24 protein-coding genes and 1 other RNA gene are annotated in these 23614 nt (G+C 56.8%); 9 read left to right on the top strand and 16 right to left on the bottom strand.

Annotated elements, in window-relative coordinates; translation table 11 throughout:
* Positions 1 to 34: 34 nt before the first annotated feature.
* The 8 genes from CAP31_RS02115 to apaG form a co-directional block, all read right to left on the bottom strand.
* Positions 35 to 493 carry a DUF302 domain-containing protein gene (locus CAP31_RS02115; protein ID WP_087446025.1) on the bottom strand — a complete coding sequence of 153 codons (459 nt, stop codon included), beginning with the start codon at positions 491 to 493 and terminating at the stop codon, positions 35 to 37.
* Positions 490 to 1512: a c-type cytochrome gene (locus CAP31_RS02110; RefSeq protein ID WP_223247334.1), complete on the bottom strand. Its 1023-nt coding sequence runs from the start codon at positions 1510 to 1512 to the stop codon at positions 490 to 492. Before CAP31_RS02110 ends, CAP31_RS02115 begins: the two co-directional genes overlap by 4 nt.
* 147 nt (positions 1513 to 1659) lie before the next feature.
* Entirely contained in the window at positions 1660 to 2343 is a 684-nt protein-coding gene (locus CAP31_RS02105) for a hypothetical protein (protein WP_157662626.1), read from the bottom strand.
* A gap of 8 nt (positions 2344 to 2351) precedes the next feature.
* The gene (locus CAP31_RS02100) at positions 2352 to 3653 is read right to left on the bottom strand and encodes an ammonium transporter (RefSeq protein ID WP_087446022.1); all 1302 of its coding nucleotides are present in this window, start codon (positions 3651 to 3653) and stop codon (positions 2352 to 2354) included.
* A 226-nt stretch (positions 3654 to 3879) separates the two neighbouring features.
* Positions 3880 to 4425 carry a transcription elongation factor GreB gene (gene greB, locus CAP31_RS02095; protein ID WP_087446021.1) on the bottom strand — a complete coding sequence of 182 codons (546 nt, stop codon included), beginning with the start codon at positions 4423 to 4425 and terminating at the stop codon, positions 3880 to 3882.
* A 17-nt stretch (positions 4426 to 4442) separates the two neighbouring features.
* An RNA gene (gene rnpB, locus CAP31_RS02090) (RNase P RNA component class A) lies at positions 4443 to 4746 on the bottom strand.
* A gap of 14 nt (positions 4747 to 4760) precedes the next feature.
* On the bottom strand, positions 4761 to 5477 hold the full coding sequence (locus CAP31_RS02085) for an energy transducer TonB (protein ID WP_087446020.1): 717 nt from the start codon (positions 5475 to 5477) through the stop codon (positions 4761 to 4763).
* 14 nt (positions 5478 to 5491) lie between these two features.
* The gene (apaG, locus tag CAP31_RS02080; protein ID WP_087446019.1) at positions 5492 to 5875 is read right to left on the bottom strand and encodes a Co2+/Mg2+ efflux protein ApaG; all 384 of its coding nucleotides are present in this window, start codon (positions 5873 to 5875) and stop codon (positions 5492 to 5494) included.
* 92 nt (positions 5876 to 5967) lie between these two features.
* On the opposite strand from apaG, the gene rpe reads away from it, so the two are divergent.
* The 9 genes from rpe (at position 5968) to CAP31_RS02030 (ending at position 15171) form a co-directional block, all read left to right on the top strand.
* A complete protein-coding gene (gene rpe / locus CAP31_RS02075; protein ID WP_087446018.1) occupies positions 5968 to 6657 on the top strand; it encodes a ribulose-phosphate 3-epimerase in 690 nt (229 codons plus the stop codon).
* 2 nt (positions 6658 to 6659) lie between these two features.
* Positions 6660 to 7343: a phosphoglycolate phosphatase gene (locus tag CAP31_RS02070; RefSeq protein WP_087446017.1), complete on the top strand. Its 684-nt coding sequence runs from the start codon at positions 6660 to 6662 to the stop codon at positions 7341 to 7343.
* Between the two features lie 107 nt (positions 7344 to 7450).
* The gene (gene trpE, locus CAP31_RS02065; RefSeq protein WP_087446016.1) at positions 7451 to 8926 is read left to right on the top strand and encodes an anthranilate synthase component I; all 1476 of its coding nucleotides are present in this window, start codon (positions 7451 to 7453) and stop codon (positions 8924 to 8926) included.
* Between the two features lies 1 nt (position 8927).
* On the top strand, positions 8928 to 9497 hold the full coding sequence (locus tag CAP31_RS02060) for an aminodeoxychorismate/anthranilate synthase component II (RefSeq protein ID WP_087446015.1): 570 nt from the start codon (positions 8928 to 8930) through the stop codon (positions 9495 to 9497).
* A gap of 9 nt (positions 9498 to 9506) precedes the next feature.
* Entirely contained in the window at positions 9507 to 10529 is a 1023-nt protein-coding gene (gene trpD, locus CAP31_RS02055) for an anthranilate phosphoribosyltransferase (RefSeq protein ID WP_087446014.1), read from the top strand.
* Entirely contained in the window at positions 10522 to 11310 is a 789-nt protein-coding gene (gene trpC, locus CAP31_RS02050) for an indole-3-glycerol phosphate synthase TrpC (protein WP_087446013.1), read from the top strand. The genes trpD and trpC overlap by 8 nt, the downstream gene beginning before the upstream one ends.
* An 801-nt stretch (positions 11311 to 12111) precedes the next feature.
* Positions 12112 to 12396 carry a hypothetical protein gene (locus tag CAP31_RS14725; RefSeq protein WP_157662625.1) on the top strand — a complete coding sequence of 95 codons (285 nt, stop codon included), beginning with the start codon at positions 12112 to 12114 and terminating at the stop codon, positions 12394 to 12396.
* 36 nt (positions 12397 to 12432) lie between these two features.
* Positions 12433 to 12990, top strand: coding sequence for a hypothetical protein (locus CAP31_RS02035; RefSeq protein WP_087446010.1), 558 nt, complete (start codon positions 12433 to 12435; stop codon positions 12988 to 12990).
* A gap of 219 nt (positions 12991 to 13209) precedes the next feature.
* Positions 13210 to 15171 carry an alkaline phosphatase family protein gene (locus CAP31_RS02030; RefSeq protein ID WP_223247333.1) on the top strand — a complete coding sequence of 654 codons (1962 nt, stop codon included), beginning with the start codon at positions 13210 to 13212 and terminating at the stop codon, positions 15169 to 15171.
* A 117-nt stretch (positions 15172 to 15288) separates the two neighbouring features.
* On the opposite strand, the gene CAP31_RS02025 is transcribed toward CAP31_RS02030, so the two are convergent.
* The 8 genes from CAP31_RS02025 to CAP31_RS01990 form a co-directional block, all read right to left on the bottom strand.
* Positions 15289 to 16377, bottom strand: coding sequence for an ABC transporter ATP-binding protein (locus CAP31_RS02025; protein ID WP_087446009.1), 1089 nt, complete (start codon positions 16375 to 16377; stop codon positions 15289 to 15291).
* A complete protein-coding gene (locus CAP31_RS02020; RefSeq protein ID WP_087446008.1) occupies positions 16377 to 17981 on the bottom strand; it encodes an iron ABC transporter permease in 1605 nt (534 codons plus the stop codon). Before CAP31_RS02020 ends, CAP31_RS02025 begins: the two co-directional genes overlap by 1 nt.
* Positions 17978 to 18970, bottom strand: a complete 993-nt coding sequence (locus tag CAP31_RS02015; protein WP_087448216.1) for a Fe(3+) ABC transporter substrate-binding protein — start codon at positions 18968 to 18970, stop codon at positions 17978 to 17980. Before CAP31_RS02015 ends, CAP31_RS02020 begins: the two co-directional genes overlap by 4 nt.
* A 144-nt stretch (positions 18971 to 19114) precedes the next feature.
* Positions 19115 to 19909, bottom strand: coding sequence for a spherulation-specific family 4 protein (locus CAP31_RS02010; protein WP_087446007.1), 795 nt, complete (start codon positions 19907 to 19909; stop codon positions 19115 to 19117).
* A gap of 42 nt (positions 19910 to 19951) precedes the next feature.
* A complete protein-coding gene (locus CAP31_RS02005) occupies positions 19952 to 20551 on the bottom strand; it encodes a cyclopropane-fatty-acyl-phospholipid synthase family protein (protein ID WP_189836631.1) in 600 nt (199 codons plus the stop codon).
* A 10-nt stretch (positions 20552 to 20561) separates the two neighbouring features.
* The gene (locus tag CAP31_RS02000) at positions 20562 to 21275 is read right to left on the bottom strand and encodes a DsbC family protein (RefSeq protein ID WP_087446005.1); all 714 of its coding nucleotides are present in this window, start codon (positions 21273 to 21275) and stop codon (positions 20562 to 20564) included.
* Positions 21276 to 21302: 27 nt separating this feature from the next.
* Positions 21303 to 22466 (bottom strand): UbiH/UbiF family hydroxylase, encoded by a 1164-nt coding sequence (locus CAP31_RS01995; RefSeq protein WP_087446004.1) that lies wholly within the window; start codon positions 22464 to 22466, stop codon positions 21303 to 21305.
* A complete protein-coding gene (locus CAP31_RS01990; protein ID WP_087448215.1) occupies positions 22463 to 23611 on the bottom strand; it encodes an FAD-dependent oxidoreductase in 1149 nt (382 codons plus the stop codon). Before CAP31_RS01990 ends, CAP31_RS01995 begins: the two co-directional genes overlap by 4 nt.
* Positions 23612 to 23614 lie beyond the last annotated feature (3 nt).

Raw genomic sequence — 23614 nt, 5'->3', positions numbered from 1 at the left:
CCCGCCGTTAGTGTGAAGCTACATCACAGCAATATCATTTCGATTCCCGCACTTCATCCATGATGGCTGTCAAATCCGCCTCCCAGCGCTCGAATAACGGCTTCAGTTTTGGATCAGAAAAAAAACTCTCCAGCATTCTGGGATGACTGGCAACCAGAATAGCCTGATCGCCCTCGGCAAATATCGTGATATTGAGCGGCAGGAAGGGGATCAACTCCGGATAATTCGCCGTCACCGACTTCACTTCCTCGTATTTGCCGAAATACACGACACGGTACATATCACTCTTGAAGTCACGCTTCGCCAGATTCTCGTTGACTTCCTGCAAGCGCGTGATCTTGTAACCGCGGCTGGAAATGGCGCTTTGCAGCAGCGCCATCGCTTCAGGGAACTGATTATCGGTACGCGCCATCAGCAAGCCTTCGGCCATAGCCGGCCGACCCAGACACAACAGCAAACCCGCCAGCCCTATCCATTGCACGATCTTCTTCATAATGTCGCCTCCTCCATAATGGTGGTATAGCTCTGCGTCATCTGATCGCACAGACGATTGAGCTCGGAGTTATTGAACAAACCACTCAGGACTTTCGGATTGACCGACATCACCTTCACCTTGCCATTCTGTTCGAAGATGGTGATACGGCAAGGCAGGAACATACCCACCCGCGGATCGATCGCCAATACCTGATTCAACAGGCTGACATTGCAAAAATACACGATCACCTGCTTCGGATTTTCGTTTTCGGGCGAGGTAAACCCGTATTCGAGAGTCTGCACCCGGCCGTAAAAGAAATTATTATTGCTGACCGCCTGCTTGACGTTCTCCACCGTCGTTTTCAGATCATAAGGCGAGTCACGCACGATGACCGGACTCTCCACCTGCAGCACCTTGGCACTATCCGGCAACGGTTGCCGCTCCAGACTGCGCACGTAACTTACCAGGTCATTGATATCCTTTTCCTTCAGCCCGCGTTTCAGGAAAGACACCATCGGCGTTCCTTCTCTTCCGTTCATCAGGGTCGCCTTGATCATCGCATCGCTAGCGGAAGCGAGAAACCCCGGGTTGTGCAACGCCGGCGCCATAATCGGCAGATCGCGCGGACGGGAGAAGGTGACGCCAGTACCCTTGCCGCCCTCCGCATTGGCACCATGACATGCGGCACAATAATGGCTGAACAGCTGCTTGCCATGGGCCGGATCGCCCTTGATCGGTGCGGATGAATACACGATCGGCGGCTTTTTATTCCAGGCCCGCACATAATGCACGATGGCATCGACTTCATCCGGGCTCAAGTTGGGGAATGCAGGCATCACCCGGCCAGGCCGGCCGACCCGGATGGTCTTGCGGATATAATCGTCACTGATGCTCGCCTGAAACGACGGCAGTGCCAGCGGCACGCCGATACCGCCTGTCCCGGCGGCACCGTGACAAGCCGCGCAGTTACGTTCATAAAGCCGGGCGCCGGACTGTTCGGCCTGCGCCTGTGACAATCCGAGCCATATCAAACCCATTACACTCAACCAACGCAATAGCATCTTCGTCATCTCCCTGTCAGCACTACCGGATACAAGATATTTGCACTGAAATTATATGCGTAACAGAATTTAATACCTATTCATCCTTTTATTCAAGCCTTTCAGCATCGCACAGCATGCGTCCTATAGAAATTTGCGCACATCGAATGTTTTGGCGACGGCCAGCGATTCCGTCTTATGGATGGCCGCAGTCAGCAGGTTATCCGTCCGCACCGGGCCGATGGCGTCGCACGCCTGCACATAGGCCACATGCAACAACGCCTGCATGTGCTGCACACTCAAGCCGTCTTCCAGCACCGGATGGACACCCAGAATCCAGTTCGCAATGGGTGCAGCCAGACGAGGAGCAAGCGCCACTTCCTCCGCCAGGCTGGCCGCCAGCGCATTTCTGGCCCTGACATCGGCATCCTGTTTCACGCTGGACAAGCTTTCCAGAAACTCGGTAATCAGATTATCGAACAACTGAGTTGGCGCGGAACGCTGGTCAGCCCGCATCGATGCCGTCTGGTATTGCGGCAGCGGCAGATCATCGGCGACCAGGTAGAGCAACGGGTCAGGCGCCAGAGCCGACTCATCCGCCCATAACGCTTCCATCAGACTGCGATGCATATCCGCGCGCTGCTCCGCCAGTGCCGGCGTATCGCAAATTTCAAACAGAAACTTATTCAGCGCAAACATCGGCTTATTGACGTATTTCTGCTGCCAGCAGGTCACTGCCTGCAACAGCAGATGCTCCGGCAGATAAGGGCGCAATCCGGTAAAAACCGCACGGCGGCGACGCACTATTTCTGCATCCGACACAGACATCGCCATAATCAGTGGCCTCCCTGCGTCTGGTGCACGATATCTTTCTGGAATTCGGGATAACCGATTTCATCATGCTCGGTAAAATCGAGGCCGCGCTGTTCATTCATCGTGCTTGCCCGCAACCCCATCACTTTGCCGATCAGAAAATACATCAGCAAGGACACCGGCATCGCCCACAGAAACGCCGCACCTATTCCCAGCAATTGCACATAGATCCTGTCCGCATTGAACATGTCACCGGCATAGAACAGCCCTGCCGCCAGCGTCCCCCACGCCCCGCCAAAAGCATGTACCGATACCGCTCCGACCACATCGTCCAGATGCAGCTGTTCCAGCAACATCGCCATCAGTATCATCAGTATTCCGGCAATCGCCCCGGTTGCAATGGCGAACATCGGCTCCATGGTTGCGCAACCGGCAGTGATCGCCACCAGGCCTGCGATGCTGCCATTCACCGTATTGGTCAGCAATATCGGCTGCCGTAACAGCACCATGCCCAGCATCGCACCAACCGCACCCGCTGCGCCGGACAGATGCGTGTTCAGATTGATCAGCCCGATGCTGGTATTGGCTGCCGCAGTCGAACCGCCGTTAAATCCGAACCAGCCCAGCCACAAAATAAAGCCGCCCAAGGCCACCATCGGCAGATTATGGCCGCGTATGGTGCGGATCTCGCCTTCCGAGCCGAATTTACCCAGCCGCGGCCCCAGCACGATGATACCTGCCAGCGCCACCCAGCCGCCTATCGAATGCACCACGGTAGAACCGGCGAAATCGACGAACCCCATTTGCTTGAGCCAGCCGCTGCCATGGTACAGACTGCCCCACGCCCAGCTGCCGAAAACCGGATAAATAAATGCCGTCACCACCACCGAACCCACCAGATACGCCTTGTATTCGATGCGCTCCGCCAGTGCACCGCTGGCTATCGTCGCGGCGGTAGCGGCAAACATGGTCTGAAAAAACAGCAGGCTGTAATCCAGATGCGCCGCATTGCCGAGCAGATAATGACTTTCACCGAACCAGCCGGAAAAATTATCGCCAAACATCAAACCGTACCCCACCATCCAGAATGCGATCGCGCCGAAACAGGCATCCACATAATTCTTCATGATGACGTTGACGCTATTTTTGGCACGCACCATACCGCCTTCGACCAGCGCAAAACCCGCCTGCATAAAAAACACCAAAGCCCCAGCAGTAATCAGCCACACGGTATCCATGGACGCCTGCAAACCGGCAAGATCAGCCGCAAAAGCAGGATTGGGCAACAACAGGACGCTAGCCAAAATCAAAAAGACGTATCGCATGGGTTCACCTGTAAATATACAAATAAACCCCATTAAGCAATTGCCATACCAGACGGCAGACAGGATTTTTGGGCGATCACATCACTCGAACGAACCCTGCAAAGGGAAGATATTTATTGCACAAAAACAGGGCGTAACCGGCATCCGCATGATGGAGCCGAATGCCTGGAGAGACTCGTGACTGCGCTGGCTCACGCCCTGCATCAGTGCAAAAGCAAGGTCTGCGCTAGAGATAACGCACGCTGACGATTTCCACCTCGCGCATGCCCGCGGGCGTCTGGAAGCGCACCAGATCGCCTTCGCGCGCCTTGAGCAGGGCATGCGCCAGCGGCGATACCCAGTTGATCAGACCGTGCGCCGGATCGGCTTCATCCACACCGACGATCTGATAAGTCTGCTCGACGCCGGATTCATCGGCCACGGTCACGGTGGCGCCGAAGAACACCTGCTCCAGATCCTGCCGGGTTTCGGGATGAACGACCTCGGCGGTATCCAGACGTTTGGTGAGATAACGCAAGCGCCGGTCGATTTCGCGCAACCGGCGCTTGCCGTAGATATAATCGCCGTTCTCGGAACGGTCACCGTTCGATGCCGCCCAGGACACGATTTCCACCACCTGCGGACGCTCGGTGCGCAACAAATGATCGAACTCGGCCTGCAGTAACGCATGACCGCGCGGTGTCATGTAATTCTTGACACCCTGCGGCAACGCCAACACGGGGGTCAGGTCGTCATCATCGCCATCGGTTTCCTTGGTGAATGCTTTACTCATGAAAATGCTCGGATTGGGGGTGAAGCTGATCGATAAGCCGGGTTTTGTCGTGGGCAATCATTCCTCTAGGCGCCTGGTTGCCCAGACGCTCAAGCAGCCTACCCGCAGACTCAGCGAGCCGCTTCATCGTCTGCCTATTTGGCCTTGCTCCGGATGGAGGTTACCGCGTTTCACATCCGCCGGCCCGAAAGCCGGCATACTCGTCTCTGTGGCCCTGTTCCTCGCCTCACGGCGGCCGGCCGTTAACCGGCATCCTGCTCTATGGAGCCCGGACTTTCCTCTCCCCTGATTACTCAAGGCAGCGATTGCCTGATCAGCTTCAACCCCATTTTACCTTAATTAAGATTGAACCAGACTTTAATCTCCACCAGCGACTTCACAGCACGCCCGGATTTTTGCGCCGGGGCGAAACCGGCCCTGATAAAGGCATTCACCGCCGCCTGATCGAACACGCCGGGCGGGCTGGCGTCGCCAACCGTGACTTGTTCGACCTTGCCGGTATCGCTTAGCTTGATCTTGAGCAGCACCCAGCCCTGAATGTTCCGGTCGGCAGCCGATTGCGGATAAACCGGCATGATGGGATGCAGTGCATGCGGATGCACATCGACTTCTTTTGCAGTGTAATAAGTGTTGTCGGCCAGCAACGGCACATTGACGGTCGGCAAACCGGAGTTGGCCGGAGGGGTCAACGGCTGCGCGGAAATGGGCGACGGTTCAGGCGCGGGGACAACAGGCTGCACCTGCATAACCCGGGCATGCGCATCCGGTTTGGGCGGCAACATCCTGACCGGCAGGGTGCTCTGGGTGATCGCCGTCATCACCGCCACATCGCCCACCGCCAGCTTGGGAGGGGTCGCGACCACAGGCTGCGGCCGTTGCGGCAATTCGACCTGCAAAACATTCGGCAGGTTTGGCACCGGCGGCATCGACGGCGCCAGCCGCACCAGACCGATGACGGCAGCGTGCAATCCCAGCGAAAACAGCAGCGCTGCCAGCACCCGGCGGGCAGCCGGACTCAGCTCGGATTCATGCAACGCAGCCGGATTCGACATGGCAAATCACGCGATCAATGCAGGGTCCGGGGCATAGCCAATACGAACGGCGCAATCTCCGCATCAAAATGCTCACCGTCTTCGGCGATCATCTGGTAGCTGCCCTGCATCGTGCCGACCGGCGTATTCAGCGCAGTACCGCTGGTGTATTCGAACGATTCGCCCGGTTTCAGCAATGGCTGCTCGCCCACTACGCCAAGGCCGCGCACTTCCTGCACATGTTCCTCGGCATCGGTGATGATCCAGTGGCGCGACACCAGCTGTGCGGCGACCGTACCGGTATTGGTGATGGTGATGGTATAGGCAAACACATAGCGCTCCAGCTCCGGGTCGGATTGCTCGGGCAGAAACGCAGTTTGCACTTCGATAGTGATATGGTTCTTTCTTATGTCGGCCATAGGGTATCTTTCAGAAAACGCATACTGTTACTAGGGCGCAATTACAGGTAAAATCGTACACTTTCATATCTAGCGGGTTACAAGGAGTCGTCATGTCCAAACAGTTTCGTATCGCACCAAGTATTCTATCTGCAAACTTCGCCAAATTGGGACAAGAAGTCACCGACGTGATCGCTTCCGGTACAGACATCATTCACTTCGACGTGATGGATAACCATTACGTTCCTAATTTAACCATAGGTCCGCTGGTATGCGAATCGTTACGCCCGGTGACCGATGCGATAATCGACGTGCATTTGATGGTCAAGCCGGTGGATCGCATTATCCCCGATTTTGCCAAGGCCGGGGCAAACATGATTACTTTCCACCCGGAAGCGTCCGAGCACATCGACCGCACGCTGGCGCTGATCAAGGAATCCGGCTGCAAAGCCGGTCTGGTATTCAACCCTGCCACCCCGCTGAACTACCTCGATCACGTCATGGACAAGCTCGACATGATCCTGCTGATGTCAGTCAACCCCGGCTTCGGTGGCCAGAAATTCATCCCTGAAACCCTGAACAAGATTCGTGCAGTGCGCCAGCGTATCGACGCTTCCGGTCGCGACATCTGGCTCGAGGTTGACGGCGGCGTCAAGGTCGACAACATCGCCGAAGTCGCCCGCGCCGGCGCTGACGTATTCGTTGCCGGCTCCGCCATTTACGGCGCTGGCAAGGATACCGACCCGCACCGCTACGACAGCGTCGTTGCCGCCATGCGCGCAGAACTGGCAAAGGTGGCGTAACGATGGAATTCCCGATTAAAATCAAGGCAGTGGTGATCGACCTCGACGGCACTTTGCTCAACACCGCACCCGACCTGGCTTACGCTGCGGAACTGATGATGGCCGAGCTCGGCATGCCGGCTCCGCCGCTGGACACCATCAAGACCTACATCGGCAATGGCGTGTCACGCCTGGCCAAACGCGTCTTGACCGGCGACATGGACGCAGAACCGGACACAGAGCTGTTTGCCCGCGCATTCCCGATCTACGAAAAGCACTACGGCGAAAATGTCTCCAAGTATTCGCGCCCGTTCGATGGCGTGGTTGCCGGCCTGGAAGCATTCCGCGCGATGGGCGTGCATATCGCCTGCATCACCAACAAGGCTGAAAAGTACACCATCCCCCTGTTGCGCGACACCGGTCTGCTGGATTACTTCGAGCTGGTGCTGTCCGGTGACGCGTTGCCCAAGCGCAAGCCTGACCCGATGCCGCTGCTGCACGCGTGCAAGCACTTTGGTATCGAGCCGTCGGAATTGCTGCTGATCGGCGATTCGCTGAATGATACTCAGGCGGCACGTGCCGCCGGTTGCCCGGTATTCTGCGTGCCGTACGGCTACAACCGCGGCCGTGCGGTCAGCGAACTGGATCTGGATGCGGTCACGCCGACGTTGCTTGACGCATCAAAATTAGTCGTCAAGGCCAATTAATCATGTTTGCATTTACCTTCCCGATGAAACTATCAGCACGATGGTGGCGATGGCGCAGCTAATCCGCACTGTCCCCATCATTCTCATCGTCTAAAGGTAAATGCATCATGACTGAACAGCAATTCTTTGAACTGGCCCGCCAGGGCTACAACCGTATTCCGTTGACCCGCGAATTGCCTGCGGATCTGGATACGCCATTAGCGGTCTATCTGAAACTCGCCAACGCACCGTATTCGTATCTGCTCGAATCCGTGGTTGGTGGCGAGCAGTTCGGCCGTTATTCCTTCATCGGCCTGCCTGCACACACCGTACTGCGCGTGCACGGCCATGTCGTCACCATCGAAACCGATGGCGTCAAAGTCGAGCAGCATGACAGCGCTGACCCGTTAAGCTTTATCGAATCCGTGCTCAAGCGTTACCGTGCCGCCGACCTGCCTGGCCTGCCCCGCTTCGACGGCGGTCTCGCGGGTTATTTCGGCTACGATACGGTGCGCTATATCGAAAAGCGTCTGGCCGATACTCACAAGAACGACACGCTGCACACGCCGGACAGTCTGCTGCTGCTCACCGAAGAACTGGTAGTGGTCGACAACCTGAGCAGCTCGCTGACCCTGATCGTGTATGTCGACCCGCTGGAGCCCGATGCCTACAGTAAAGGTTATGTACGTCTCAACCAGCTCACCGCGCAGTTGCGCGCACCGCTGGCCGCGCCACATACCGAAGCCATTGCCCCGGCTGAAGTCGTGTCCGAATTTGGCGAAGATGCCTTCAAGGCCGCGGTCAGCCGCGCACAGGAGTACATCCTCGCCGGTGACATCATGCAGGTGGTGCTGAGCCAGCGGATGTCGCGCCCGTTCAACGCCAGCCCCCTGACCCTGTACCGTGCGCTGCGCAGCCTCAACCCGTCGCCGTACATGTTCTATTACGACATGGGTGGCTTCCATGTCGTCGGCGCTTCCCCGGAAATCCTGGTGCGTCTGGAAGACGACACGGTCACGGTGCGCCCGATCGCCGGAACCCGTCCGCGTGGCGCCAGCCGCGAATCCGATGCTGCGCTTGCGACCGAACTGCTGGCCGATCCGAAAGAATGCGCCGAGCACCTGCAACTGCTCGACCTCGGCCGCAACGACGCCGGACGCGTCGCCATCACTGGTAGCGTCAAGGTCACTGAAAACATGCAGATCGAGCGCTACTCGCATGTCATGCACATCGTCTCCAACGTCGAAGGCAAACTCAAGCCCGGCCTCAGCGCGATGGACGTGCTGCGCGCCACCTTCCCCGCCGGTACGGTATCCGGCGCCCCCAAAGTGCGCGCGATGGAGATCATCGACGAGCTGGAGCCGAGCAAGCGCGGCATCTATGCGGGCGCAGTCGGCTACCTCAGCTTTAACGGCGCGATGGATCTGGCCATCGCCATCCGCACTGCGGTGATCAAGGACAACATGCTCTACGTCCAGGCTGGTGCAGGTATCGTCGCCGACTCCATCCCAGAGAACGAATGGATAGAAACCCAGAACAAGGCCCGTGCCGTGATCCGCGCCGCCGAACTGGCGCAAGCAGGTCTGGAAGGAGCGGGAGAATAATATGTTACTGATGATCGACAACTACGATTCGTTCACCTACAACCTGGTGCAGTATTTCGGCGAGCTGGGCGAAGAGGTGCGCGTGTTCCGCAACGATGAAATCGACCTCGACGCCATCACCGCGCTCAAACCCGACCACATTGTCATTTCCCCCGGCCCGTGCACGCCCACCGAAGCCGGCATCTCCGTGCCGGTAATCAAGGCTTTCGCCGGCAAGGTGCCTATCCTCGGTGTCTGCCTGGGTCACCAGAGCATCGGCCAGGCCTTCGGCGGCAAGATCGTGCGCGCGCAACAGCTGATGCACGGCAAAACCTCGATGATCCACCACAAGGACACCGGCGTGTTCGCCGGCCTGCCCAATCCGCTGCGCGCCACGCGTTATCACTCGCTGGTGATCGAGCGCAGCAGTCTGCCGGATTGCCTGGGGATCACCGCCTGGACCGACGACGGCGAAATCATGGGCGTGCGCCACAAGACCCTGCCGATCGAGGGCGTGCAATTCCACCCTGAGTCCATCCTCACCGAATACGGCCATGAAATGCTGGCCAACTTCCTCAAAATCAAAGCGTAAGGCGAGCTCATGATTAACGCACCTCAACTGCTCAATCAATTGCTGGAGCGGCAGGACCTCAGCCGCGAGCAAATGCTCGCGCTGATGCACGCAGTGATGGGTGGCGAACTGCCACCCACGCTGATCGCCGCCTTCCTCGTCGCCTTGCGCTGCAAAGGCGAAACCATCACCGAACTCGCCGCCGCTGCTGAAGTCATGCGCGCGCTGTCGATCAAAGTACCGTTAGCCGGCGTCGCAAATCTGGTCGACACCTGCGGCACCGGCGGCGACGGCGCACACACCTTCAACATTTCCACCGCATCGGCGTTCGTCGCTGCCGCCGCCGGCGCCAAGGTTGCCAAACACGGTGGCCGTTCGGTATCGTCCACCTCCGGCAGTGCCGACGTGCTCGAAGCACTGGGTGTCAACGTCAACCTCACCCCGGAACAGGTCGCGCAGTGCGTACAACAAGTCGGCATCGGCTTCATGTTCGCGCCCAACCATCACAGCGCGATGAAACACGCCGCACCGGTGCGGCGCGAACTGGGTGTACGCACCCTGTTCAATCTGCTCGGGCCGATGACCAACCCCGCCAGCGCCCCCAATCAGGTGATGGGCGTATTTTCCCGCGACCTCACTGCCAAGCTGGCGCAGGTGCTGCATACCCTGGGCAGCGAGCATGTCATGGTGGTGCACGCCGCAGACGGCATGGATGAACTGAGTCTGAGCGGCATCAGCTACGTCGCCGAGCTCAACCACGGCCAGGTCAGCGAATACGAAATCACTCCCGAACAATTCGGCCTCGCCCGCGCCGACAACAGCAGCCTGAAAGTGGATAGCGCCGCTTCCGCCAAAACCATGCTGGTCGACGCCATCACCAACCGGCACCGCGCCGCCAGCGACATCGTCGCGCTCAATGCCGGCGCCGCCATCTACGTCGCCGGTATCGCCGTCAGCCTGGCCGAAGGCGTCGCGCTGGCGATGCAGCAAATCACCTCCGGCGCCGCGCAGCGCAAGCTCGAACAACTGATAGATTACAGCCAACATGTCTGACATCCTCGATAAAATCCTCGCCACCAAACAACGCGAAATCGCTGTCGCGCAAAGCCAGATATCGTTAGACGAAATCAAGACGCGCGCCATCGCCATGCCCGCGCCGCGCGACTTTGTCGGTGCCATCCGCCAGCGCGTAGCACAGCAGCGCCCCGCCGTCATCGCCGAAATCAAACGCGCCAGCCCCTCCAAAGGTCTGCTCCGCGCCGATTTTCAGCCGGCTGAAATTGCCAGAACCTACGCCCAGCATGGTGCAGCGTGTTTGTCAGTGCTCACCGACCGCGATTATTTTCAGGGTAGCGCCAAGTATCTGATTGCCGCCCGCGCCGCCTGCGAGCTGCCGGTATTGCGCAAGGATTTCATGATCGACCCATATCAGGTGTATGAGGCCAGAGCCATGGGCGCCGACTGCATCCTGCTCATCGTCGCCGCCCTCAGCCTGACGCAGATGCAGGAACTGGAAGCGATAGCCAATGAATTAGGCATGGCCGTCCTCGTCGAATCGCACAGCAGCGAAGAACTCGATATCGCCCTGCAACTCGACACCCCGCTGCAAGGCATCAACAACCGCAACCTGCGCACCTTCGAAACCAGCCTCGACACCACGCTGCAACTACTGAACCAGATCGACGCCAACCGCATCGTCATCACCGAAAGCGGCATCCACAGCCGCGCCGATGTCGAGCGGATGCAGGCGCATCAGGTGCATGGGTTTCTGGTGGGCGAAGCGTTCATGCGGGCGGATGATCCGGGGGTGGAGCTGGCGCGGTTGTTTGGCTAAAAACCCAAAAAATCACTATCGGTCACATATTCAAACGTTTAAACTAGCTTAACTAAGCGAGCATTAATGTTTTACCCTAATACTCTCACGCACTTGGACTAACAACTTTAAAGGTGCGCTAATAGGTGTATTTATTTTTCTAATAATCGTTGCCTATTTATGTGTTTAAATGCTTATTGAGTCGGTGTATTTATCGGGAAATAGTATAAATTTTATTATATAAACAGTGCATTATATTGATTATGACAATTAATTAATAATGTTGGTTTTGTAGTAGGGGTAAAATGCTAAATTCACTGTTATACACCGATTTACTAAATAAAACAGGCACCGAAATCGGTGTCTATTAAACGTTGAGCCTTGAGCGGACGGCAATTGTGAGCAACTTTACGACAAGTATACTTTTGATAGCCGCATGGTCGGCATCTGGTGTTATCACAGCGCCCTTTGTCTTACGAGCCATGTCGGCAATGGACAAGCAAAAGTTGAACAAGGATGCACTGATTCTTTTTGCAATATACGGCCCAATTCCAGCCCTATATTTCTTGTGTGGATATGCATTACTCTTATTCAACACATTTCTTGCCGCAGTTTTTTGGGCACTGTCCGTGTTAATAAATAAAGTTACAAAGTTAATTCGTAAATGAGTTGATTGCATGTCTGCCAAGAACTTACTTTCATCTATTTCACTGCCCAACCCATCCATCAAGCGGGACGCGCTAAAGCGCGCACCTTATGTCCAACGTTGAGCGTCGCTAACAACGACGAGTCCGCTATCGCCATTCTGAAAGGTACCCGGCCATGCACTCCATTCTTCCATTCCTTCCCCTACTCGTCCTTGTGGCAGCAGTAGCATTCTTTGCCGCCAGACCCACCAAGAGCAAGCCAGTGAGAATGAAACGTGGAATAGGTTTTGTCCTTGTCCTCCTTGGTTCCTTGTCATTGATGGGGCAGTTTCTCGATTCCTTCATTGCCAACAACCCCGTAAATCTTGATTCCTTGCTCTTTGCGTTAGCTTTCGTGTCCATAGGCATCTGGCTGGCGCGTGAAAGGCCAGATGCCCCGCCGGCCGGCCCTGTCAAATGAGTTATGCGCAGTGAGAACACCTTGTAGGGCGTCTCCATGACCGCACATTCCGTTCACGTTACCCTAGAGTTCTGCAAACTCTGCGACTGGTCTTACCAAGTGTGGCTCAATCATCGGGAGATGTTCGACGACAATCCGAGAGCGAAAGAACTTCAAAGTTCAATGGGGGCTGAGGCACTCGCAAGGTTGCGAACGATCAGCCATGAATACACGCTTCTCCAAATTGCGAAGCTCCACGATCCGGTGGTAGTCGCCGGCCAAGTCACTTTGGGCATCGAGTACATGGTTAAATACGGTGCCTGGAATGCAACAGTTTCCGCAACGCTTGGCCAGCTAGCGGAAGAGTTGAACGCATTTGCTAAGGGGCTTCGCACGATTAGAAACAAGGCGCTTTCTCACAACGACCTTGCCGCCGTTCTTTGTGGGGCAACTTTGGGGGAGTTCGAGGAAAACAAAGACATTCGGTACTTCGCCACGCTTCAGCAGTTTGTCAATGTGGTACACGAGGAGGTCATCGGAGGTCTGTGGCCTTTCGATGATCTCGTGAGAAACGATGTGGCTGCATTTATGGCAATGCTCAAATCGCGAGCATGAATACCCATCGGAACAAACGGAGTCAAGTCTAGTATCGTAGCATTTTCGAAGGCTTATAACGCAGCCAGCAAAATCACTATCCAAAACAACGCATCAGCAATCCGTCAGCATTCTGCCGCACTCCCGTCATTCGCGTTAGGTAAGCTTACGCCATCATCAATTCGTGCTATGAGCCCGCTTCTCATGAGAAAACCTGCACTTAAACAGATATGTTTGGCCATGGCTACAAGCCTGCTACTGTCAGGGCTACCCGCCTACGCTGCCCACGCCAAAGCTGCCACCGGTTCCCGCCATGTCATCATTTTCGTATGGGACGGTCTGCGCCCGGATTCTGTGACTAAAGCCGACACGCCCAACCTGTACCGCATGCGCGCGGCGGGGGTGAATTTCACCGCCAATCACGCGACCTACCCAACCTTTACCATGATGAATGCGGCCAGCTTTGCGACCGGCAGTTTCCCTGAGCATACCGGGTTCTATGGCAATACGGTATGGCACGCCAGCACTACGGGCAACAACTCGCACGGCAAGCCGGTGGATTTCCAGCAGCCGCAATTTACCGAAGACTACGGCATCCTGGATGCACTGAATGCTTCCTACAACGACCATTTGCTGATGGTCGGCACCCTGTTCCAGGCCGCACAGGCCCATGGCACCACGACTGCCGCCATCGGTAAATCCGGCCCGGCCTATCTGCAGGATTTCCAGCGCGGCGGCTTGTTGCTGGATGAGCGCACGGTATTGCCACTGAGTCTGGCGCAGGAACTGCAGGCTGCGGGCGTGGCCTTGCCCAAAACCGCGCCGCTGACTGACAGCAATGCCACACTGGTATTGAAAGACGATAACGGCGACCCGACCGCGTTCGGCAAGGTGAGCAAACTCGACGACAAGGTCACCACCGACCCTACCGATGCCAGCGGCTCGCCTTACAGCAAGGCCAACGCCTACATGATGCACACTTATCTGGAGCATATCCTGCCTGACCATAACCCCGGACTCAGCCTGGTGTGGCTGCGCAACCCGGATTCCACCCAGCATAATTACGGCCCCGGTACGGCCAATGCGCGCGATGCGCTGCACGCGCAGGACAAGCTGCTGGGCGAGCTGCAGGCAAAGCTCAAGGCACTGCATCTGGCGAACACCACTGATATCGTGGTGGTTTCCGATCACGGCCACAGCACGGTGGCAGGCGACGCAACCTGGTTCCCGCTGCGCGTGATCGCCGACGGCAAGCCCGGACAGACCAGCGAACTGGCCTATTCGGTTTCAGGGGATGTGCGCACGGCCGATCTGCTCACCCGCGCCGGCTTCACTGCGTTTGACGGCAAGGGCTGCCTGCTGGATCCGGTGATGTCCGGCATCCGCGCCGACAACGTGCCGGTCTATGCCACCCGGACCGACAAGGACGGCAGCGTTTGCGGCAAGCCGGGGCAGCAGTACACCACGGCCAGTTTCAAGGTTCCCGCCACATTGCCGCTGGACAAGCACCCTGTCGTGATCGCCGCCAACGGCGGCAGCGATTACCTGTATCTGCCCGACCACGATGCGGATACCGTCGCCAGAGTGGTGCGCTTCGTGCAGTCGCGCCCGGAATACGGTGCAGTCTTCGTCGACAGCCGCTACGGCAAACTGCCCGGCACGCTGCCGCTGCAACTGGTGCATCTGGAAAATACCGAGGGACGCAATCCTGACGTGGTAGTGAGCTTCAATTTCAACGACAAGGCTGTCGTCCAGGGCATGCCCGGCACGGAATACGAAAGCGCCGGCAACAATCGCGGCATGCACGGCAGTTTCAGCCCGATCGACGTGCATAACACCCTGATCGCTTACGGCCCGGATTTCCGCCGCAGCTACCGCGATATCGCGCCTAGCGGCAACGTCGACGTGGCGCCCACCATCGCACACATCATGGGCCTGAAACTGGCCGGAGACGGGCACGACGGACGCGTGCTGATGGAAGCCTTGCGCACTACCGGCGCCGGTTACAAACCCAAAATGACCCGGCATGTCATGCTGTCTTCCCGTGTCGATGACCTGATCGTCGTTTACCCTACGGACCCCGACGGCAAGGACATCAACAGCAGTCAGCATCATTATCGGATCGAGCTGAATACGCATACGCTGTACCAGCACGGCAAGCCGTATACCTATTTTGACAGCGCAAAGGCAATCCGCAACTGAACGATAATGGATCATTTCGGTAAGGTTGATCGTGCTCGCAACGCTGACAGCCACACCGGGATGATCAATCAGCCTGCGATCAGAAAAGTGACTCGGCTGATTGCTTTAGCTCAGGCGTCACGCTGCAGCACAAGGGAACACAACGACATGGTCAGCCTCGATGCGGATACCGATCATCTCTCCATAGGCATGATTGTGATGACTGGATACCAGAGATAATACCTTCTGCCCTCCTGCAAGCATAAGCGTGTAGAGTATGTCTGCACCGCGAAACACTTTGTGCACCACTTCGGCTTGCATGGTACTTGCATCATCATGCACAACATCATCCGGACGCAACAGCACTTCCACTTTGCATGCACTACCGCATTGCGGCGGTATTTCCCCTGCCAGGGTACCCAAAACGGTTTCTACCTGATTACCATTGCGTACAGTACCTGGTATCAGCACCCCTTCGCCGATAAAATCAGCGACAAAACGGCTGGCTGGTTGGTGATAAAGATTATAAGCAGTATCCCATTGTTGCAGTATCCCATGATTCATTACGCCGATCTCGTCGGCGATAGCAAACGCCTCATTCTGATCATGCGTGACCATCAGCGCCGTGGTGTTCTGCTGCTTGAGGATGTCGCGCACTTCCTGTCCAAGCCGCTCGCGCAGCGCGACATCCAGACTGGAGAAGGGCTCATCCAGCAGCAATAGAGCGGGGCATGGGGCCAAGGCTCTGGCCAGGGCAACACGCTGCTGCTGTCCACCCGATAATTCATGGGAAAATTTACGGCCACTGTCCGGCAGGCCCACGACCTCGAGCAGCTCTGTTACACGCTGGACACGCTCCCGCCTGCTCATACCATGCAGACCAAAGCCTATGTTATCAGCCACGTTGAGATGGGGGAACAAGGCATAGTCCTGAAACACCATGCCAACCCGTCTTTGTTCGGGCGGCAGCATAAAACCAGACCGGCTCACGCTGGCGCCGTTAATTATTATCTCCCCGCCGCCAACCGGCTCGAAGCCAGCGACGCCGCGCAGCACAGTGGTTTTACCACAACCGGAAGGGCCGAGCAGGCAGCCGATAGTGCCTTGAGCAAGCTTGAAGGAAAGGCCTTTCACCACCGCCTGGTCATCATATCCCTGGTGTATTGCCTGTACTTCCAACTGATAAACGCCTGGCACAGGGACGGGGCATTGTATAGAACTAGTCATCAGGATTTTTCCGAGTGTTTTACCAGCAAGGCAATGGGCAGCAATCCGGCAAGCACCAGTGCCACGGCGGGCAAGGCCGCACGCTCCCATTCACCTTCCGAAGTCATTTCAAATATGCGTACTGCCAGCGTATCCCAGCCGAATGGACGCGTCATCAAGGTAATCGGCATTTCCTTCATTACATCGACAAATACCAGAGCGGCAGCCGACAGCAAACCACCGCGCAACATGGGCAGATGCACACGGCGCAACATGGCCAACCCTGAAAAACCCAAACTGCGCGACGCCTCTTCCAGGTTACGGGTAATGCGCTGCATGGCAGCGTCCATCGGATTATAGCCAACCGCAAGAAATCTCGTCAGATAAGCTGGCAGCATGACCAATAATGTGCCTTGCAAAATCAGTCCGGTGTCGATACCAAACCAGCTTTTAGCAGTGCCGATCAACTGTTGATCGAGCCATGCCAAAGGAATGACGATACCCACGGCCAGAACAGCGCCGGGTACTGCATACCCCAGCGTTGCGATGCGTACCATGGCGACCGTCCAGCTATCGTTATGCTGGCGCTGGGCATAAGTCAGTAACAATGCGGTCACAACAACCAGCACCGCGGACAATCCACCCAGTAACAATGAGTGCCAGAGAAATTCCACATATCGCGCATCAAAATCCTGCACAAAAACTTTTGCCGACCAGGACAGCAATTGCATTACCGGTATGATAAATGCCACCAGCAAAACCAGGGCAGCAAAACCGCTGGCCAGCCATGCGTTATACCCGCTCAGAACGACTCTATCCATGCGCGTATGTCGCCCGGCCTGCGTAAATCGCAAACCACGGCGCGACATCTGCTCTGCCACAATTAAGGCGAACACCAGCACTATCAGCACGGATGCCAGCTGAGATGCGCCTTGCAGCGAAAACATGCCGAACCATGTTTTGTAGATAGCCGTGGTGAATGTGTCGTAATTGAATACTGCAACCGTACCGAAATCCGCCAGCGTTTCCATCAAGGCCAGCATCAGACCTGAAATAATCCAGGGGCGTGCCAGTGGCAATGCCACCTTGAAAAACCCGGATTTCCGGCTGTAGCCAAGCGACTGCGCCACTTCCAGCGCTTGTTTTCCCTGGGTAAGGAAGGCATTGCGTGCCAGCAGATAAACATAAGGGTACAGAGCCAGAACCATTACCAGGATCACGCCCCCTGCTGAACGAATGGGCGGGAACACGACCGGACCGCCGGCAAATTCACGCAGCAAAGTTTGCAGTGGCCCAGCAAAGTCGAGCAGAGCGACGTAAACAAAAGCGGTGACATAGGCCGGCACGGCCAGTGGCAGCAACAACGCCCAGGAAAAAAAGCGCCGTCCGGGAAATTCGCACACGGCAGTCAGCCAGGCCAGGCTGACACCAAGCAGCGTAACGCCAATTGCCACTCCCAGCACCAGCTTCAAGGTATTGCCAAACAGACCCGGCAGCACGTATTCCAGCAGGTGCTGCCAGATTTCTCGTTCCGGATTAAACAGCGAAACCAGTACGATTACGAGCGGGATAATAACCAGAACTGCGATGAAAGTCGCAGTCAGTCGCCAGCCATTGCCTTTCATCTATATCCGGCGCGATCCATTAATTTAACCGCTTCAGCCTGCAGCTCACCTGCTTTTGCAAGGTTTACCGGGTTTTGCTTGAAGCTGCCCCAGGCAGCCACCGCAGGATCAGCTTTGACGGCTGGATTGACCGGATATTCCATATTGACATCGGCAAACAGATTCTGTGCCTTGGGTGAAGACAACCACTCCAGCAGCGCTACCGCTTCTTTTTCATGTTTGGCATATTTCACTATGCCTGCACCGGAAACATTCACATGCACGCCGCCAGCCTTCTGGTTAGGCCAGAATACAGACAGCGGCAAGCCCGCTTTTTTCTCCATCAAGCGCCCATAATAATATGTATTGGCTATTCCTACGTCACACTGACCCGCGGCAATCGCTTCCAGCATCTTGGTATCATCCGGGAACGGATCTGTAGCGAGATTTGCAACCCAGGATTTGACGATCTGTTCCGTTTTAGCTGCGCCATGTTCTGCAATCATCATGGCTACCAGCGACTGGTTGTATACTTTTTTGGAAGTCCGCAGGCACAGACGGCCCTTCCACTTAGCGTTACCCAAATCTTCGTACGTTGACAGATCGGCAGGCTTTACCTTCTGGTTGTTATAAAAAATAGTACGGGCGCGTACCGACAACCCGAACCATTGATTACCTGGGTCACGCAAATGAGCTGGCACATTTGCATTTAATGTTTTCGACTGCACCGGCTTGAGCAGCCCCTCTTTAGCAGCCTCCCAGAGATTACCGGCATCCACGGTAATCAGCATGTCGGCAGGCGTATTCTGACCTTCCGCCTTGAGACGCTGGAGCAAAGCACCTTCTTTATCGGTAATAAACTTCACCTCCACACCCGTATCCTTGGTGTAAGCATCGAACAAAGGTTTAATGAGCTGTTCATTTCTGGCAGAGTACACGACTACTTCAGCCGCACTCACTGAAGTTGCCGCCAGACTGACCATGGTGCTGACAAGCAAGGTTTTAAGCATATTCATCACTATTTCCTTAAAGTTAAAAATATCGATGAATAGACTTTACATTAAATGAGAATTACTATCAATAGCATTTATTACTTTTCATATCAAACCATACGCGGGCATCCATAAATATAACGCGGCGTTCATCAAGCCTGTTCAACAACCCGAACCCTGATTGATCTGTGCAATACAATTCACCTCGGCATCCCAGTAACCGGGCAGCGTATTCCACGGATTGCGCCCGCCATCGTTGGTCAAATACACCAGCCCGGCATTGCGGTTCAGCGCCAGATTCAGATAGCTGCTAATCTGGCTGCTGTCGCTCATGCTGTAGATCAGATTGCCGAAATACTGCCGGCTATAATTGAATATCCATGCGCCGGGAACGTATTTGCCGTAATTCTTGGCCGTGCTTTCAAACACCACCAGCGCATCCGCCGTGGGCAGCATGAGGTAAGCTTCCTGCGTATTGGTGCCGGGGTTGCCAATCACCCGATAGCTATAGCTGATGGTCTTGATCTGGTTATAAATGGACTGATAATATGAATAATGGCTGGTGTTGGCATCGCTGCTCATTTCGTCGATAAAAATGCCATCGACCGGATACCAGGCGATATACAGATTGATATCGTTTATCACGTCTGCCATCGGGCGTGTGCCGTAGCCGGTGGCGACATAACCGAGCACGTGGCCGCCTGCCAGGCGGATATTCTGTACTGCGGTTACATAGCTCGCATCCTGCGCACTGCCCGGCCCGGAAGCGGGATTCATGATGACGGATAACGGGATTTTCTGCGCGGTCGTGGTCAGCGTATTCCAGCCCGCCGGGTTGCTGGACGGATCAAAATAGGCAGGAACCAGCACCTCCAGCAGCGGCTGGGCAAACACGGCCTGACTGGCCAGCAAGCCGCCCATCATCATGGCTGCCATTAAACGTGATGCTGTCTGCATATTCCCTCCTCCGTCCGTTGTCGTTATGAGGGATAACCAAAGCTACCCCGGTTTGCGTGCCACCACGTCAATCAGGGCTGACATGCCGTGGTGGTGCGCGCCTTCGCTGATATGCTCGTCGTGCTCGTGCAACTGCACTATCTCCCAGCCCGCCAGCAGTTCCCTGAGCATGGCTTCGGTATACATGTTTTCCGCGGAGGATGGTCCTCCAGTCTTGAATTCCAGCTGGCGCGGGGTATAACCTTGGAGCAACAGCAAACCGCCGGGCTTGAGCGCGGCTTTCATGCCATCAAACAGTATTTTGCGGCCGGCCGGAGCGGCAAACTGGATAAAGATGGCGACCACGGCATCGAAGCGAGCTTCGTCCCATTGCCATTGCAGCAAGTCGGCGCACTCAAAATCAAGGCTGACGCCGCGTTCCTGCGCCAGCTTCTTCGCTTTAGCCTGCGCTACGCCGGAGCCTTCGACCGACAATACCGACAAACCCTGCTGCGCCAGCCAGACCCCATTGCGGCCTTCGCCATCAGCCACCGCCAGTACGCGCTGCCCCGGCGTCAGCCGGTACGCCTGCTGGGTCAGGAACACATTGGGTTCGGTGCCGAAGATGAACTCCGGCACGTCATAACGCTCATCCCACATCATCACCTCGGCATCATTTAACGCTGTTGAACATTTTTTCCAGCTTGTCTGCCGGCACCATGCCGGGGACACGCTGGCCATTGGCAAAAATCAGGGTAGGCGTGCCGGAAACGTGCAGCTTGTTGCCCAGCTCGACGTTGGCTTCCACCGGATTCTTGCAATTGCCGTCATTCTTCGGCAGCACACCTTTTAGCAGCGCATCCTGCCAGGCGGCATTACGATCAGGCGCGCACCAGATCGCCTTGGCTGCGGCTGTTGCCTGCGGATGCAGGCCGGCGATCGGGTACGGGAAAATGTAAACGGTGATGTTGTCGACCTTGGTCAACTCCTGCTCGAACTTCTTGCAGAACGGGCATTCCGGGTCGGAGAACACCGCCAGTTTGCGGCTGCCGTTGCCTTTGACGAATTTGATGGCGTTCTCGAACGGCAGGTTGTCGAACTTCACTTCATTGAGCTTGGCCATACGCTCATTGGTGATGTTTTTCCTGGCCTTGGTATCGATCACGCTGCCCAGAAACACATAGGCGGCGGTTTCATCGGTATAGATGATCTGTCCATCGATCAGCACTTCGTACAAACCGGCATAAGGAGTTTTGGTTATGCTGGTGATCGCCGCGCCGGGAAACTGCGCTGTCAGGTTTTTCTTGATCGCTGCCTGATCGGCATTGGCGCTGCACGCCAATAAACTGGATACCAGCAACAACGACAGCATGCTACGTTTAAACATGTTCGATCCTTAAAAAATGAAAAGAAATTATCCCAGCGCCTGACGTATCAGCCAGGCTTTAATCGGGTTAAGCTGATTGGTAAAGTCCATGCCGACGTTACGCAATTTCATCAACAGCGGATTCTTGCTACGGAACAAATGATGCAAGCTGTCGGTAACGGTTTGCATCGCAACGATGTCACCGCGCCGGGCACGCTCATAGCGCCGCAACAAGGCCAGATCGCCGCAATCAGCCGCACCCCGGTGCTGCAACACCTGCGCCAGTTCACGCGCATCGCGCAAACCCAGATTCACGCCCTGCCCCGCCAGCGGGTGCACGCCATGCGCCGCATCGCCGATCAGCGCCAAGCCGTGCTGTACCAGCGACGATACACGGTTAATGCTCAACGGGAAAGCCGCGGTACGCCCCACCTGTCGCAGCTTGCCCAAAGCGTGCCCGCCTGCGCGCGCCACCTCGTCGGCCAGCTGCTCAGGACTCGCCGCCAGCAACGCCTCGGTATGCGCGGCATCGGTAGACCACACCATGGAAACGTGATTTTGCGGCAGCGGCAACCAGGCCAGTACGTTCTCTTCGCGAAACCACTGCCGGGCAATGCCGCGATGCGCTTTCTCGGCTACAAAATTCGCCACCACGCCCGACTGCAGATAATCCTCGCGGCGGCTGTCGATGCCGGCTTGCGCGCGCACCCACGATTTACCGCCATCAGCGGCCACGACCAGCTTGCTGTGCAGTACCGTGCCGTCAGCCAGCGCCAGCCGCGCGCCGCTTGCCGACCAGGCCAGCTCCGCGCAGGATGCGCCGGCGAACAAGGTCAAATTGGCCTGATCCTGCAATGCCGCCCATAAACCATGCTGGATGCGTCCGCTCTCCATAATCCATGCCAGCTGCGGCACGCCGGTACGATAGGCATCGAACTCCAGTTCGGCCCCGCTATCGCCGCGTATGCTCATGCCGTACACCGGACCGATGCGGCTCTGATCCAGAGTCTGCCACACGCCCATGCTTTCCAGGAACGCTGCGCTGCCGGGGCTGATCGCATAGATCCGCGCATCCCAGTCGTCGGTCGGCGGCGCAGGCGGGTGCGCTTCGACCAGCGCCAGTTTCAGCCCGCTGTCGCGCAGTGCGGCGGCGAAGGCTGCGCCGACGATGCCTGCACCGACGATGACCACATCATAAGTTTGCGCTGTCATCCTCGTGCTCCAAATATCATGCGTCGTGCCACCATGTGTTTCGCCGGCGGCAATAACTGCAGGGCCATCAGCCCCAGGCTGCGCCCATGCTGCAATACCGGATGCGCATTGGAAAACAGCCGCACCAGCAGATCGGTGAAAAAGATGCTGGCCGAGGTATCCACCCGGCGGCTGGCCTGATAACGCTTGAGCATGTCGAGGCTGCCCAGCGTTTCGCGCCCGCAGTCGCGCACCATCTCCGCCAGCTCCCACGCATCGCGCAGGCCCAGATTGAATCCCTGCCCCGCTACCGGATGCAGCGTCTGCGCGGCGTTGCCGATCATCACCTGATGGGCTGTCACCAGCTTTTTGGCGTAACGCAGTATCAGCGGAAAGCTGGAGCGCCCGGCCACCGTCAGGAAGCGGCCGACACGATCGCCGAAATGCGCATACAAAGCCTGCAGAAATTCGTCGTCCGGCATCGCCAGCAGCTCGGCAACGCGCTCCGGCGTTGCCGTCCAGACCAGCGCAAAACCGTCACCTTGCGGCAACAGCGCGACAGGGCCATCGGCAGTAAAGCGCTCATAGGCGCAACCCTGATTCGGCAATTCTGTCGTCACCGAGGCCAGTAACGCATGCTGGCCGTATTCCCGCGTCACCCGCTCGGCACCGTTGCCGCCACCGTCGGCCACTACGGCCAGTCGCGTGGTGAGCTGCCGCTTCACCCCGGCCTGCTCGAGCTCTATTCGCGCATAGCCGGTGTTATGCGCGATCGCGGTAACCCGCGAACCGGCACTTACCTCTACGGCGGTTGCCCGCAGCGCTTCGTGCAAGACGCTGTCGAGTTCCGCATAATCCACCACATAGCCCAGCGCCGGCAGGCCTTCTTCGTTGGCACGGATCCGGCTCACGCCCAGAGTGCCGCGCTGCGATACATGTATATCCTTGATCGGGGTGACGTCCTGCAATCCGGACCAGATGCCCAGACGCTCCAGAATCAGGCGACTGCCGTAGGATAATGCCAGTGTGCGCCTATACGCCGCCCGGCTCAGATCCGCCCGTGCCTCCAGCACCTGCACCTGCCAGGGGCTGTCGGCCAGCGCGAGCGCCAGTGTTGCGCCAACCGGCCCGCCGCCCACGATTATGATATCACTGTGTTCACGCATATT

It is taken from the genome of Sulfuriferula sp. AH1 (genome assembly GCF_002162035.1).
Classification (GTDB): domain Bacteria; phylum Pseudomonadota; class Gammaproteobacteria; order Burkholderiales; family Sulfuriferulaceae; genus Sulfuriferula.
This window is presented reverse-complemented; position numbering and strand designations above follow the sequence as displayed.